At 60.9% G+C, this 14,356-nt stretch carries 12 protein-coding genes and 1 pseudogene; 9 read left to right on the top strand and 4 right to left on the bottom strand.

What is annotated here, in order from left to right; translation table 11 throughout:
* The first annotated feature begins 75 nt into the window (after positions 1-75).
* From PQR62_RS22045 to PQR62_RS22035, 3 genes are all read left to right on the top strand, one after another.
* On the top strand, positions 76-1,944 hold the full coding sequence (locus tag PQR62_RS22045) for a TRAP transporter large permease (RefSeq protein WP_408160194.1): 1,869 nt from the start codon (positions 76-78) through the stop codon (positions 1,942-1,944).
* Positions 1,945-2,028: 84 nt separating this feature from the next.
* The gene (locus PQR62_RS22040; RefSeq protein WP_408160193.1) at positions 2,029-2,799 is read left to right on the top strand and encodes an SDR family NAD(P)-dependent oxidoreductase; all 771 of its coding nucleotides are present in this window, start codon (positions 2,029-2,031) and stop codon (positions 2,797-2,799) included.
* Between the two features lie 19 nt (positions 2,800-2,818).
* Complete coding sequence (locus PQR62_RS22035) at positions 2,819-3,616, top strand: SDR family NAD(P)-dependent oxidoreductase (RefSeq protein WP_408160192.1); 798 nt, start codon at positions 2,819-2,821, stop codon at positions 3,614-3,616.
* A 99-nt stretch (positions 3,617-3,715) separates the two neighbouring features.
* On the opposite strand, the gene PQR62_RS22030 is transcribed toward PQR62_RS22035, so the two are convergent.
* On the bottom strand, positions 3,716-4,621 hold the full coding sequence (locus PQR62_RS22030; RefSeq protein ID WP_408160191.1) for a LysR family transcriptional regulator: 906 nt from the start codon (positions 4,619-4,621) through the stop codon (positions 3,716-3,718).
* Between the two features lie 177 nt (positions 4,622-4,798).
* Between PQR62_RS22030 and PQR62_RS22025 the strand changes: the two genes are divergently transcribed.
* From PQR62_RS22025 to PQR62_RS22010, 4 genes are all read left to right on the top strand, one after another.
* Positions 4,799-5,953, top strand: a complete 1,155-nt coding sequence (locus tag PQR62_RS22025) for a sigma-54-dependent Fis family transcriptional regulator (RefSeq protein WP_408160190.1) — start codon at positions 4,799-4,801, stop codon at positions 5,951-5,953.
* A 169-nt stretch (positions 5,954-6,122) separates the two neighbouring features.
* Positions 6,123-7,139: a ketol-acid reductoisomerase gene (ilvC, locus tag PQR62_RS22020; RefSeq protein ID WP_408153607.1), complete on the top strand. Its 1,017-nt coding sequence runs from the start codon at positions 6,123-6,125 to the stop codon at positions 7,137-7,139.
* Between the two features lie 226 nt (positions 7,140-7,365).
* The gene (locus tag PQR62_RS22015) at positions 7,366-8,010 is read left to right on the top strand and encodes a glutathione S-transferase family protein (RefSeq protein ID WP_408160189.1); all 645 of its coding nucleotides are present in this window, start codon (positions 7,366-7,368) and stop codon (positions 8,008-8,010) included.
* A gap of 42 nt (positions 8,011-8,052) precedes the next feature.
* The gene (locus tag PQR62_RS22010) at positions 8,053-8,439 is read left to right on the top strand and encodes a gamma-glutamylcyclotransferase family protein (protein WP_408160188.1); all 387 of its coding nucleotides are present in this window, start codon (positions 8,053-8,055) and stop codon (positions 8,437-8,439) included.
* Between the two features lie 47 nt (positions 8,440-8,486).
* Here the strand turns inward: PQR62_RS22010 and PQR62_RS22005 are convergent, their stop codons facing one another.
* Positions 8,487-9,032, bottom strand: a complete 546-nt coding sequence (locus PQR62_RS22005) for an NADPH-dependent FMN reductase (RefSeq protein WP_408160187.1) — start codon at positions 9,030-9,032, stop codon at positions 8,487-8,489.
* Between the two features lie 281 nt (positions 9,033-9,313).
* Between PQR62_RS22005 and PQR62_RS22000 the strand changes: the two genes are divergently transcribed.
* Together PQR62_RS22000 and PQR62_RS21995 are read left to right on the top strand one after the other, a co-directional pair.
* Positions 9,314-11,689: a bifunctional diguanylate cyclase/phosphodiesterase gene (locus tag PQR62_RS22000; protein ID WP_408160186.1), complete on the top strand. Its 2,376-nt coding sequence runs from the start codon at positions 9,314-9,316 to the stop codon at positions 11,687-11,689.
* Between the two features lie 50 nt (positions 11,690-11,739).
* On the top strand, positions 11,740-12,612 hold the full coding sequence (locus PQR62_RS21995) for a phosphate/phosphite/phosphonate ABC transporter substrate-binding protein (protein WP_459251866.1): 873 nt from the start codon (positions 11,740-11,742) through the stop codon (positions 12,610-12,612).
* 36 nt (positions 12,613-12,648) lie between these two features.
* On the opposite strand, the gene PQR62_RS21990 is transcribed toward PQR62_RS21995, so the two are convergent.
* The gene (locus PQR62_RS21990) at positions 12,649-13,134 is read right to left on the bottom strand and encodes a glutathione peroxidase (RefSeq protein ID WP_408160184.1); all 486 of its coding nucleotides are present in this window, start codon (positions 13,132-13,134) and stop codon (positions 12,649-12,651) included.
* Between the two features lie 164 nt (positions 13,135-13,298).
* Positions 13,299-14,333, bottom strand: a pseudogene (locus tag PQR62_RS21985) (type IV pilus twitching motility protein PilT); the annotation flags it as partial.
* Positions 14,334-14,356: the final 23 nt, after the last annotated feature.

Below are 14,356 nucleotides of genomic sequence, written 5' to 3'. Positions count from 1 at the left end.
GGCCCGTTGCCGGGGCTGCGCGGGGGCTGAAAAAGTACATAACACGCTCTACGGAGGATGACGATGGAAGCTGCAATGACTTACCGCGAGCCGGTGAACATGAATCCGCTGGCGCGTCTGCTCACAACGATCAACCGCGTGGTCATGCACGTGGTGGGCGCGGTGGCTGCGGCGCTGGTCGTGACTGAAACAGTGGTGCTGTTCGTCGGCGTGGTCTATCGCTACGCGCTGCACGATCCGCTCATCTGGTCCGATGAACTGGCCTCCATCCTGTTCATCTGGCTCTCGATGCTGGGCTCGGTGCTGGCGCTGGATCGCGGCGAGCACATGCGGCTGACCGCCATCATCAACAAAATGTCCGACAAGGGCCGCGTGTGGCTGGAAACAGTCGCGGCCCTGGTGGTCTGTATCTTCGTGCTGATGATCATCCACCCGGCGGTGGACCACTCGGTCGAACAGATGGCGATTACCACGCCGGCGCTGGAGATTCCCGATGGTCTGCGCGCTGCTGCGCTGCCGGTGGGCGCCATCCTGATGCTGCTGGCGGCGGTGTCGCGCATGGCTGCCATGGCCAATATCAAGCAACTGGCTTCGGCACTGGCGGTCGTGGCCGTGGTGGCCGGCGCCTTGTGGCTGGGCAAGCCGATGCTGCTGGCGATGGGCAACTACAACCTGATCGTGTTCTTCGTGCTGCTGATCGGCGTCTGTGTGGCCGGCGGGATTCCGATTGCGTTTGCCTTCGGCACCGCGACCATGGCCTATCTGGCCCTGGCGACCGGCGCGCCGCTGATGATTGTGGTCAGCCGCATGGATGAAGGCATGTCCAGCCTGATTCTGCTGTCGGTGCCGCTGTTCGTGCTGCTCGGTTCGCTGCTGGAAATGTCTGGCCTGGCCAAGACCCTGATCGACTTCATGGCCTCGCTGCTGGGCCATGTGCGCGGCGGTCTGCAATATGTGCTGCTGGGCGCGATGTTCCTGGTGTCGGGCATCTCCGGTTCCAAGGCGGCCGACATGGCGGCGATTGCGCCGGCGCTGTTCCCTGAAATGAAAAAGCGCGGCTCCAAGCCGGAAGAACTGGTGGCCTTGCTGTCGTCCTCGGGCGCCATGACCGAAACCATTCCTCCCAGCCTGGTGCTGATCACCATCGGCGCAGTCTGTAGCGTCTCAATCACGGCGCTGTTCATCGGCGGCCTGATGCCGGCGGCGATTGCCACGATTGCGATCGGTATTGTCTGCTGGATGCGTGCCCGTCGTGAACCGATGCCGGACGTCAAGCGTGCGCCGATGTCGCTGATCATGAAGACGCTGATTGCGGCGATTCCTGCGCTGGCGCTGCCGATGCTGATCCGCGTGGCGGTGATCGAAGGTGTCGCTACCGCCACTGAAGTCGCCACCATCGGTGTTGCCTATACCATCGTGGTCGGCCTGATCATGCACATGTTCACGCGCCATCTGAACTTCAAGCGCCTGTATCCGATGCTGATCGAATCGGCCGCTTTGTCGGGCGCGATTCTGCTGATCATCGGCATGGCTACCTCGATGGCCTGGGCGCTCACGCAGTCGGGTTTCTCGGCCAAGCTGGTGGCGCTGATGCAAGGCGTGCCGGGCGGCGGTACGGGTTTCCTGCTGATCACGATCGTCATCTTCATCATCCTCGGCAGCCTGCTGGAAGGGATTCCCGCGATCGTGCTGTTCGGCCCGCTGCTGTTCCCGGTGGCGCGTTCGCTGGGCGTGCATGACGTGCACTATGCGATGGTGGTGATTCTGGCGATGGGTATCGGCCTGTTTGCACCACCGTTCGGCGTCGGCTTCTACGCCGCCTGCGCGATCGGCAAGGTTTCTCCGGACAAGGTATTCAATCGTGTCTGGGGCTATCTGGCGGCGCTGGTGGTCGCACTGATCGTGGTCGCCTTCGTGCCATGGATTTCCATCGGCTTCCTGTGATGATCGACTAATCCCATCCAAGTAATTCCAACGGCGGTCCGCGCATTTGTTCCTCAGCGGGCCGCCATCCTCGGAGACAAAAAAATGAATCAGAACAATAGCGGCGCCCGCGTGGCGCTCGTGACGGGCGGAGCCATGGGCATCGGCGCTGCAATTTCCTCGCAACTGGCGGCCAAGGGCTTCCAGGTGCTGGTGGCCGACATTAACGTCGAGGCCGCCCGCAAGACCGCCGACGAGCTGGTCGCCGCCGGCCACTCGGCCGCGCCGCTGCAGATCGACGTGGGCAATTCGGAGTCGATTGCACAGGCCTTCGCCGCCGTCGAAAAGGATTACGGACGTTGCGACGTGCTGGTCAACAATGCCGGCATCGCCAAGACCTTTCCCTTCCTCGAATTCCCGCTCGACAACTGGCTGCTGACCATGAACATCAACGTCACCGGCGTGATGCTGACCGGCCAGCACGCGGCGCGTCTGATGCTGAAGCACAAGTGGGGCCGCATCATCAACATCTCGTCGATCTCCGGCATCCGCGCCGGCGCCGGCCGCACTGCTTACGGCACCTCGAAGTCGGCGGTGATCGGTCTGACCCGTCAGATGGCAATCGAACTGGCGCCGCATGGCATCACCGCCAACAGCGTGGCGCCGGGCCCGGTCGACACCCCATTGACGCGCGCCGTGCACTCCGACGAAACCCGCCGCAGCTACGACCAGACGGTGCCGATGCGTCGTTACGGCAGCACCGATGAAATCGCCGCCGCCGTGACTTTCCTGGCCAGCGATGAAGCCTCGTATATCACCGGCCACACGATTCCGGTCGACGGCGGTTTCGCCGCCGCTGGCGTGCTGAGCATCTAATTCAAATCAGGAGACGGCAATGAAACGCTTGATGGAAGACAAGGTTGTGATCGTGACCGGCGCCGGTTCGGTCGGTGAAGGCTGGGGCAACGGCAAGGCGGCGGCAGCGTTGTATGCGCGTGAAGGCGCCCGCATTCTGGCGGTGGATCGCAGCATCGAGGCAGCGCAGCAGACCCGCGACATCATCCGCGGCGAAGGCGGCGTGTGCGAAGTGATTGCGGCGGACGTGTCGAAGAGCGCAGACGTGCAGGCGATTGCACAGGCGGCGATGGATCATTTCGGCCGCGTCGACGTGCTGCACAACAATGTCGGCATCGCCGAAACCGGCGGCCCGGTCGAGACCAGCGAAGAGAGCTGGAATCGTCTGGTCGCGGTCAATCAGACCAGCCTGTTCCTGACCCACAAGTTCGTGCTGCCGATCATGGAAAAGCAGCGCAAGGGCGCCATCGTCAACATTTCCTCGCTGGCGGCGCTGCGCTGGATTGGCTTCCCCTATCTGGGTTACACCGCAACCAAGGCGGCGATTCTGGCCTTCACCAAGAACGTCGCCATGCAATACGCGCCAATGGGCATCCGCGCCAACTGCGTGTTGCCCGGTTTGATGGATACGCCCATGATCCGCGAGCCGCTCAAGGCTTCTTACGGCGGCGACATTGAAGAAATGCGCGCCAAGCGCAATGCCCAATGCCCGATGGGCTTCATGGGCGACGCCTGGGACGTGGCGCATGCCTCGCTGTTTCTGGCCTCCGACAATGCGCGTTACATCACCGGTCTGGATCTGATCGTGGATGGCGGCTTGTCGTTGCGCTGCGTTTGATGTGTTGACCGCATCGGCCGGCGTCTTGCATGCCGGTCTGATTGCAGTTAAAAGCCCGCTCGTTTCACGCTGCGGGCTTTTTTTATGGCGGACGACTACTTATTTATAAGCAGCCGGCTTCACCTTGCGCCACACCTCGACCGCCGTATCGGCGAAGGTGCGCACGCAGGGGTTGCGATTTTCCTTGTTCCAGATCACCGCCACCTCAACCATGGGCGCCTTGATCAGCGGCTTGAACACCGTGGTGTCCAGATGCATGGCCTGCATCGAAGCGGGCACCAGCGCCACGCCCAGCCCTTCGCCCACCAGATTCACGATGGTCTGCTGCAGATTGGCTTCCAGTTTGATGCGCGGACGAAAGCCGTTGGACTGGCAATGATTGACGATGATGTCGAACACCACCGGCGCAATCGTGCGCGGAATGCTGACGAAGGAATCCTCGGCCAGCTCTGCCACCGAAATCGCGGGCTTGCCGGCCAGCGGATGGTACTTCGGCAGCACCGCCAGCAGCGGCTCGGAAAAGATGGTCAGGCTGTCGAGCCGGCTGCAGTCCTCGGGGCGGTACATGATGCCGACATCCACCTTGCCGTCCTCGATGTCGGTCGCCAGCAGATTCGGCACGTATTCGCTGAGCCGCATGTCGACCTCGGGAAAGGCCGCGGAATAGTGGCGCGTGACCGAGGGCAGGATGTTATACGCCGACGACATCATGAAGCCGACCTTGAGCGAACCGCTTTTTCCGGTGCTGCTGGTGATCACATTGTGTCTGGCGCGCTCCAGTGCCTTGAAGATTTCTGTTGTGTCTCTGTAAAAATTTTTGCCGGCGGCGGTCAGTTGCACGCTGCGTTTGCTGCGGTCGAACAATTGCGCGCCCAGCTCCTTCTCAAGTGCCGCAATCTGGCGTGTGAGCGGAGGTTGCGAGATATGCAACAAGGCCGCAGCGCGACCGAAATGCAGGGTTTCTGCTACGGTGCGGAAATATGTCAGGTGGCGCAATTCGATCATCTGATACCTTCAAGGTATTAATTTCGTCTCTATATTGTATTGGAAGTTATCAGATAAGCTCGTTATTCTCCGATGCACAGGTAGTAAAACTTGCGATTACCTGACAGGCGGACATACGCCACAAGCGTGCAGAATCGCCGCAGATAAGAAAAAAGCAGTTCACGACAGGAGACAATCATGCCGACACAAACGGTAGCCCTACCTTTGGCAAAAAACCACGTCAGAACAGCCAATGCCACCCGCATTTCCCGTACCTCGCGCGGCTCGCGCGCGGCGCGGCAGTCGCATTACCGCGAACTGGATCAGCTGGCCGGCGGCGATGCCGTCATGCAGGATCTGATCGAACGCGGCAAGCGCCTGATCGACCGCGGCATTCCCATTCTTATTCTCGGCGAGACCGGCACCGGCAAGGAGTTCCTGTCGCGCGCCCTGCATGCCTACAGCGAACGCCGTCAGGCCAACTGGATCGCGGTCAACTGTGCCTCGATCCCCGAGAGTCTGGCCGAGAGCGAACTGTTCGGCTATTGCAAGGGCGCGTTTTCCGGCGCGCTGCCGGGCGGCATGAAGGGCAAGGTGCAGCAGGCCGACGGCGGCACGCTGTTCCTCGATGAAATCGGCGACATGCCGTTTTCCCTGCAGACGCGCTTGCTGCGCGTGTTGTCGGAGCGCGAAGTGATTCCGCTCGGCGCTGCTCACCCGGTATCGGTCGATGTGCAACTGATCTGCGCCACCCATCAGGATCTGAAGACGCTGATCGGCGAAGGCCGCTTCCGCGAAGATTTGTATTACCGCATCGCCGGCGGCGTGCTGCGTCTGCCCTCGCTGCGCGACCGCGCCGACCGCCGTGCGCTGATCATGCAGATGATCGCAGACGAGCTGGCGCTGGACGCTGAGGAAGCCGGTGACGAGACGATTGCGCCGGCCGCCTTGGGCGCCATGCTGGCCTATCGCTGGCCGGGCAATCTGCGCCAGATGCATGCCGTGATCCGCTATTGCTGTGCCGTGATGAACGACGGCCGCATCGAGATGCACGATTTGCCCGAAGAATTAATGCAGTTCCAGGCAGTGGAGTTCGACCAACTCGTCGGCCACGCTTCCAATGTCCGTCGCATCGTGCCACAAGCCGTGGCGTCGGAATCACCGTCCCGCCTATCCGGCAATCCGCTCAGGGACGAGCGCGCGCGCGTTATCGATGCGCTGGTCGGCAGTCGCTGGAATATTTCCGCCGCTTCACGGCAGCTGGGAATGTGCCGCGCTTCGCTGTATCGCAAATTGCGTCAGTTGGATATTCCACATGTACGCGATCAGGCGATGCCTGCGTATGCCGCCTGAGTGGTTCGATTAATTGATCTGACCATCTCGACCGCTTAATAAAAATCGCACCTGCAGTCTCGCCGCGAGTGCCGCACCTCAGTTGTTTCCGGGGGCGCGCTCAGCGCTTGCTGCTTGCGCAAGAACAAACCATGCGCTCCGCGCGACACCACCCTATTGAGGAAAAATCATGAAAGTTTTTTACGACAAAGACGCCGACCTGTCCCTGATCAAGAACAAGAACGTGACCATCATCGGTTACGGTTCGCAAGGCCACGCGCACGCGCAAAACCTGAAGGACTCGGGCTGCAAGGTGACCGTCGGTCTGCGCAAGGACGGCGCATCGTGGAACAAGGCCAAGAACGCCGGCCTGAACGTGGCTGAAGTCAACGACGCGGTCAAAGAAGCCGACGTCATCATGATCCTGCTGCCGGATGAAAACATCGGTCAGGTCTATGCAGAAAACGTTGCACCGTTCGCCAAGCAAGGCGCGACCGTCGCGTTCGCACACGGCTTCAACATTCACTACGGCCAGGTCGTGCCGCGCGCCGATCTGGACATCATCATGATCGCGCCTAAGGCTCCCGGCCACACCGTGCGCTCGACCTATACCCAGGGTGGCGGCGTGCCGCACCTGATCGCCGTGCATCAGGACAAGTCCGGCACCGCCCGTGACGTCGCCCTGTCGTACGCTACCGCCAACGGCGGCGGCCGTGCCGGCATCATCGAAACCAACTTCCGCGAAGAAACCGAAACCGACCTGTTCGGCGAACAAGCCGTGCTGTGCGGCGGCACCGTGGAACTGATCAAGGCCGGTTTCGAAACCCTGGTGGAAGCCGGCTACGCGCCTGAAATGGCCTACTTCGAATGCCTGCACGAACTGAAACTGATCGTCGACCTGATCTACGAAGGCGGCATCGCCAACATGAATTACTCGATCTCGAACAACGCGGAATACGGCGAATACGTCACCGGCCCGCGCATCATCAACGAAGAGAGCAAGCAAGTCATGAAGAAGGTGCTGGCGGACATCCAGACCGGCGAATACGCCAAGAGCTTCATCCTGGAAAGCAAGGCCGGCGCGCCGACCCTGCTGTCGCGTCGTCGCATCAATGCTGAGCACCAGATCGAAGTCGTGGGTGAGAAGCTGCGCGCCATGATGCCTTGGATTAAAGCCAATAAGCTGGTCGATCAGTCGAAGAACTAATCGACAATTCACTCCGCAATTGATGAGCGCAAGCGAGTCAACGCAGATTGAAGAGAGAGCAGGGCGATGCAGATGCATCGCCCTGTTTTCGTTTGTGGAATCAAGCTGCACATGGTGTCTTAGCGGTCTCCTGTAACCATCAGGGACAGAAGCCCACGCTTCAAGTAAGATTTCCCCCTCTGCACCCATCCAGAATAATCAGACATTCATCCAACGGGAGATTCTTGTGCAACTGATCGGTATGCTCGATTCGCCATTCGTGCGTCGCGTCGCCATTTCCTTACAACTGCTTGATCTGCGTTTTGAACATCAATCGGTGTCGGTATTCAAAACCTTTCCGCAATTTCAGCAGATCAATCCGGTGGTCAAGGCGCCGACGCTGGTGTGCAGCGATGGCGAAGTGCTGATGGATTCGATTCTGATTCTTGAATACGCGGAAGCGCTGTCGGCTTCGGTGTCGGGCCGTAGTCTGGTGCCGAGCGACCTGCCCGGTCTGCAACGCTCGCTGCGGCTGACCGGGCTGGCAATGGCGGCCTGCGAGAAGAGCGTGCAGATTGTCTATGAGCACAACTTGCGGCCGGCCGAGAAACTGCATGAACCATGGCTGGAGCGCGTCACCGGCCAGTTGCATGCGGCTTACGATGCACTGGAAATGGCATACTCGGAGAGCGGCACGCAGCTGAGCAGCACCAGCATCGATCAGGCGGCGCTGACTACGGCGGTGGCCTGGCATTTTACGCAGAAGATGATTCCGGGCACCGTGGATGCGGCAGCTTATCCGGCCTTGAGTGCGCTGTCGGCGGCAGCAGAAGCCTTGCCTGAATTTATCGCCGCCCCTTATGGCGACAGCACTTATCGTCACACGGTCTGAGCCGGTAAGTCAGCAAGCCAATGATTTTTTGATCGGTGCGGCATGCAATACAAGGTCTTCGTCTACGGCACCCTCAAGAGTGGGCAGTGCAATCACGCCGTGCTGGGGCCGCATGCTTGCCTGATCGGCCCGGCGAGCAGCGTCATCCGCTGGAAATTTATTGCGCTGGATTTTTATCCGGCCATGCTCAGGGCCGACGGCCCTTGCTGCGTGGAGGGCGAAGTGTGGCAGGTCGATGCGGATACGCTGGCGCGACTGGATGTTCTGGAAGAAGTGCCGCATCTCTACACGCGGCATGAGATCGAGGTGCGCTTTGCCGATGGCCGGATCGATCATGCGCTGAGCTATTTCATGCAGCCCGGGTTTGGCGCCGTGGGCGTGGAAATCATGGATGGTCGCTGGCCGTTGCAAGAGGGACAGCGCCGCTAGCGTAGCCATCGCGCCTGTGATATCAGCGGCTCGCTTCCACTCCTTTGCTATGGATTTGCAGTCGTCTCTTGGTGTTTTCGTATCGCAAGGACGAATGCCTGCAAGCCCTGCGTGAGCTGCACCGCGATCTCCGTATCCGCCGCGACCTGTTGTTCATCCATATTCTTCGCCAGCAATTGCACGGTGATCGCCGCTTCGTCTATCAGTTGCGCCGACATGGTGTTGAGCACCAGGCGCAACGCCGCCTGTGCGGCGCAGGCGCGCGGCGAGGCATTGAGCAGCATCACCGGCTTGCCGGGAAAGGTGGTGCTGGCCACCAGCCAGTCCAGCAGATTCTTGAATGAGCCGGGAATGCCGCGCGCGTATTCGGGGCAGGAAATCAGCAGACCGTCGGCCTGCGCGATGCGGCTGCGCAAGTCCGCCACAATCGGCGGCAATTGGTTTTCCAGATCCGGATTGAAGTGTGGCAGCAGACCCATGTCGGTATACAGCATGATCTGCACATTGTCCGGCGCCAGACGCCGGCAGGCTTGCAACAGGATGGCGTTGGAGGAGGCAGCGCGCAGGCTGCCGGACAGGGCGAGAAGTTGCATCGTGTAAAGCAGGGCGCTTCAGGTTGACCGGGCCAAAGTATTGCATAACCGGTGCGAATCCACTGCGCCGGCATCTGCACACAATCAAAAGTTGCTCTTCATGCAAGCGCTTCGGCTCGCTCCGGCGCCAGTCCGGATTTGTCATCAACTTGAAATATTTGCCCTATACCCTGCTTCGACTGCATAGAGCCAACAAGGGCGCAACGCTGCAGAATATTCGCCGGGCAGGCTGCTCCGATGCGAAACAGAACAGCGTGCGCCACTGATCGAAGGGTGGGGGTTTGCGCTCGAAAGTTATTCGCCGGCCGGCCTGGCTTCTGAATGCGATTCAGGAGGGGCGCGGGCTTTCCTATGGGTTCGTGATGCTGGCCGCTTGCCTGCTGGCGGTGCTGTGGATCATCACCTTCACCCGCGTCGACAATGAAAACAAGCTGGCCGTGTCGAGCTCGCTGGCCGACAGCCGCAATGTCGCCGCCATCGTTTCCGCCAATCTGGATGAGGTGCTGAGCCGCACCTTGCTGTATTCGCGCATAGGCCAGTCCTTGCTGGACGGCGATCCGCATGCTTCCGATTACCTCAGTCCGCTGTTCATCGGCGACTCCGCCTATCTGCGCATTGCCGTGTTCGATGCGCAGGCGCGGCTGGTGTATTCCTCGGCGCGTCAAAAGCAGGAGCCTGAATTTGAAAAGCTGATCAACGCCGCCTACGTTGCCTCGCTGCTCGGCTCGCGTCAGCAAAATCCCATGATCATCAGTCCGCCGATCCGGCGCGAGGGTTTCAGCTGGCGCGTGCCGCTGTTGATCCCATTGAGCAAGGGCGATGGCGAGCTGCGCGGATTCTTCAGCGCGATTCTCGATCTCGGCTACTTCCTGAAAACCTATCAGGAAGTCAGCACCAGCGGCGGCAGCCGCATAGAAATTCTCAATGCCGCCGGTCTGCAACTGGCCGATCTGAGCGACGGCAGCCTGAGCGGCGGTTCCAACTACGCCGGCCAGGAGTACGCCACCTTTCTGAAAGAAGCCAAGGGCGGCAGGCAAAGCGCCGAGGGCATGAGCGCGGCCGGCCAGCACGGCGAGCCGCAGCAGTTCATCGGCGTACAGCGCACGCTGGAACATTACCCGCTGGCGGTGGTCGTGAGCCGGCCGCCCGAACGCGTGTTCGGCAAGCTGCAGCAGGCGCACCGCGAATACTATCTGCAGGCGCTGGCGATTTCGGTGCTGGTGATCCTGCTGACCATGGGCTGGATCAATATCGCGCATCGGCGCCGTCGTCTTTATGAGCGCCTGGTGTATTCCGAGCGCGAGAAGAGCAGCCTGATCGCGCAACTGGAAAAAGAAAAGTCGCGCGCCTATCAATTGGCCTCGCACGATTATCTGACCGGCATCCCGAACCGCATGCTGTTCTATGAAATCGCCAGCACCGAGCTGGCGCGCGCGCGCCGCAGCCGCAATCTGTACGCGCTGTTTTTCATGGATCTGGACAAGTTCAAGCTGATCAACGACACCTTGGGGCATGCCGTCGGCGACGCCTTGCTGAAGGCGGTCTCCGAGCGTCTGCGCGCTTCCTTGCGCGAATACGATCTGGTGGCGCGCCTCGGCGGTGATGAGTTCGTGATGCTGGTGTCGGAAATCCATAGCGAGGAGCGCATCGCCGAAATCGCCGCCACGCTGGTGCGCGCCGTCCGTCAGCCCTATCTCGATCTGGAAGGCAAGGACGTCGAGACCAGCCCCAGCATCGGCATCGCGCTCTATCCGCGCGACGGTCAGAGCGTGGACGAATTGCTCACCAACGCCGACGCCGCGATGTATGTCGCCAAGTCCGCCGGCCACGGTTTGTACCGTTTCTATGACGCCTCGCTGAATGCCTCGGCGGCGCGCGGACTGGAGCTGTTGCAGCGTTTCCGTTCCGCCATCAAGGCTGATGAATTTTGCCTGCACTATCAGCTCAAGATGAATCTGCAGACCTTCCGCATCGAGGGCATGGAGGCGCTGATCCGCTGGCAGCATCCCGAGCATGGCCTGATCTTCCCCAATGAATTCATTTCGCTGGCCGAAGAGAACGAACTGATCGTGCCGCTCGGCTACTGGATCATCGGCGCCGCCTGCCGCCAGTTGGCCGACTGGCGGCGGCGCGGCTTGCCGTTGTATCCGGTGGCGATCAATGTCTCGGCGCGCCAGCTGCGCGACGAGCGCCTGCCGCTGATCGTGCGCGATGAGCTGCAGCGGCATGGGCTGACGCCGGAATTGCTTGAAATCGAGGTCACCGAAAGCTGCTTCATCGACGACGTCGAACTGGCGCGCCAGGTGCTGCAAAGCCTCTGTCAGCTGGGGCTGCGGGTGGCGCTGGACGACTACGGCACCGGCTATGCCGGGCTGAGCCACATCAAGGCCTTGCCGGTGTATGCCTTGAAGATCGACCGCAGCTTCATCCGGGATATCCGCAACGACAACAGCGACGCCATGATCGTGGCGTCGACGGTTTCTCTGGCACGCAACCTGGGCCTGAAAGTGATTGCCGAAGGGGTTGAGAGCAAGGAACAATTGATGCATCTGAAAGTGATCGGCTGCGATCAGGTGCAGGGCTTCTATTTGCAGCGGCCTGCAGTGGCCGAACAGCTGGAACCGATGTTGCGCAAAGGGAGTTTCGATATCTCATGAAGACACGCATCTTGCCCGTCTCGATTTTTCTTCTCCGCATCCGGCGTGCCATGCTGGCGTTGGCAATGATGTCGTTGAGTCAGGGCCTGCTGCCTGGGATGGCGCATGCGGAGAATGCGGCGCGCTGCGAACGTCCGGATCGGCTGAAGTTCTCCTTCGTCCCGCAAAGCAACGGTCGCAATGATGCCGAGCTGCTGGCGCCTTTGCTGGAGGAGCTGGAGGAGGCGCTGAGGATGCCGGTCGATGTGGTGCAGCCGTCTTCTTACGGTACGGCCATCGAGGGGCTTCTGGCGGGCATGGTGCATGTGGCGCGGCTGGGGCCGGCATCCTATGTCTCGGCGCACAGAAGCGACCCGGCGGTGACGCCTTTCGCCACCGTGATGTACCGCGATGAATTGACGGGGCAGGAGAGCGCGTCTTACAACTCGCTATTGATTACCCGCCAGAAAGGCCCGGAGCGCAGCATCGAGGCCTTGCGCGGCAAGAGTCTGGTGCTGGTCGACCCCGACAGCACCTCGGGCGCGCTGATTCCGCGCCATGTGTTCAGCCGTCAGCTGGGCTCAAGTCTGGAGCGTTATTTCGGCCGGCTGGGGTATACCGGTACGCAGGAAAGTTCGGTGCTGGCAGTGCTTAATCGCGAAGCCGATGCGGCCTTCGTCGGCAGCTCCAATCTCGCCGCCACCATCGCCAACGGCAAAGTGCGGCGCGATGACATACGCATACTCTGGAAGTCGGAGCCGATTCCCTTCGATCCCTTCGTCTATCGCGGGCAACTGTGCGCCGACATCAAACGCAAGATCAGGAACGTTTTTCTGCAGAGCAAAAGCAGCCGGCACACAGCGCTGCTGACCAATTTGCGCGCCGTGCGGCTGGTGCCGGCCAGGGATGAGGACTATCGCATCATTCGCGATTTGCAGCGCTGATCCGTGCTGCCGATCCTGGCATTTGCGCCGCCAGGCTTATTCCGCCAGCAGCTTCTCGATATCGCTGATCATCTCTTCCGGCTTGGTTTGCGGCGCATAGCGCTTGTAGACCGTGCCGTCCTTGCGCACCAGGAATTTGGTGAAATTCCATTTGATGCGCTTGCTGCCGAGCAGGCCCGGCGCTTCTTTCTTCAGGAACACGAACAGCGGGTCGGCCTGATCGCCGTTGACCTCGATCTTGGCGAACAGCGGAAAGCTGACGCCGTAATTCTTTTCGCAAAAGGCGCCGATTTCTTCCGCGCTGCCTGGCTCCTGCGAGCCGAACTGATTGCATGGAAAACCCAGCACCTCCACGCCCTTGCCGTGAAACTGGCGATGGATGTTTTCCAGTCCGTGATACTGCGGTGTGAAGCCGCACTTGCTGGCGGTGTTCGCGACCAGCAGTACCTTGCCGCGATATTGCGACAACGGCACCTTAGTCTGGTCGGCCAGCGTGGCCTGGAAATCGTAGAGAGTCTTCATGGGAGGTCTTGGATGGGCGGTGGAGCAAACGGATGAAGCCGGACTGCTGACATCATGCGCCATCGCATCAAAAATGGTATGGCGCCATTCTAAACCTGTCGCCCCGGCCGTGCTTGCTGCCGTGCCCCCGCCGTTGCCTGATTCTGTGCCGGCGTTTCGAGCGGAAAGTATTCCGGCGAACGCGCAGCGGCGCGCGCCGTTTCGTATGAAATCGCGCCGGACTGGGCCAGCACGCTGAGGCTGGCTTCCAGCGTCTGCATGCCGGCGCTGCCCGAGGTCTGGATGGCGGAATACATCTGCGGCGTCTTGCCTTCGCGGATCAGATTGCGAATCGCCGCGCTGCTGAGCATGATCTCGTGCGCGGCGATGCGGCCGTTGCCGTCTCTGGTTTTCAGCAGCGTCTGGGAGATCACCGCCAGCAGCGACTCCGACAGCATGGCACGCACCTTGTCGCGTGCACCGGCTTCGAACACATCGATCATGCGGTCTATGGTCTTTGCGGCGGATGAGGTGTGCAGCGTGGCGAAGACCAGATGTCCGGTTTCAGCGGCGGTCAGCGCCAGCTGTATGGTCTCGGCATCGCGCAGCTCGCCCACCAGCAAGATGTCGGGATCTTCGCGCAGCGCGGCGCGCAGGGCGGCATTGAAGGAAGGCGCATGCAGGCCGATCTCGCGCTGGCTGATCAGGCACTTCTTCGACTGATGGATGTATTCGATCGGGTCCTCGATGCTGAGAATGTGCGCCTGGCGCTGCTCGTTGGCATGCTGCACCATGGCCGCCAGCGTCGATGACTTGCCGGAGCCGGTGGGGCCGGTGATCAGCACCAGACCGCGCGCCCGCAAAGCCAGCTCGCCGCAGATGGCCGGCGCCTTCAGTTGCTCCAGCGTCGGCACACGGTCGGGGATATGGCGCAGCACGGCAGCGGCGCCGCGTTGCTGTTGAAAGGCGTTGACCCGGAAGCGCGCCAGCTCCGGCACGCTGAAGGCGAAGTCGCATTGCAGCTCGGTCGCAAACGTCTGGCGCTGCGATTCATTCATGACGCCGGCCAGCAGTTGCTGCATGTGAGGCGGGCTGATTGCCGGCAGATTGATGCGGCGCATGTCGCCATGGACGCGCAGCATGGGGGGCAAACCGGCGGAAAGATGCAGATCGGAGGCCTGATTGCGGACGCAGAATGCAAGCAGTTCAGCAATGTCCATTTATAATCCTTGCGAGGAAAACA

The sequence above is a fragment of the Herbaspirillum lusitanum genome (assembly GCF_046025995.1).
GTDB lineage: Bacteria > Pseudomonadota > Gammaproteobacteria > Burkholderiales > Burkholderiaceae_D > Herbaspirillum > Herbaspirillum lusitanum_A.
The sequence above is the reverse complement of the archived record's forward strand: the minus strand, read 5'-3'. Positions and strand labels throughout refer to the sequence as shown.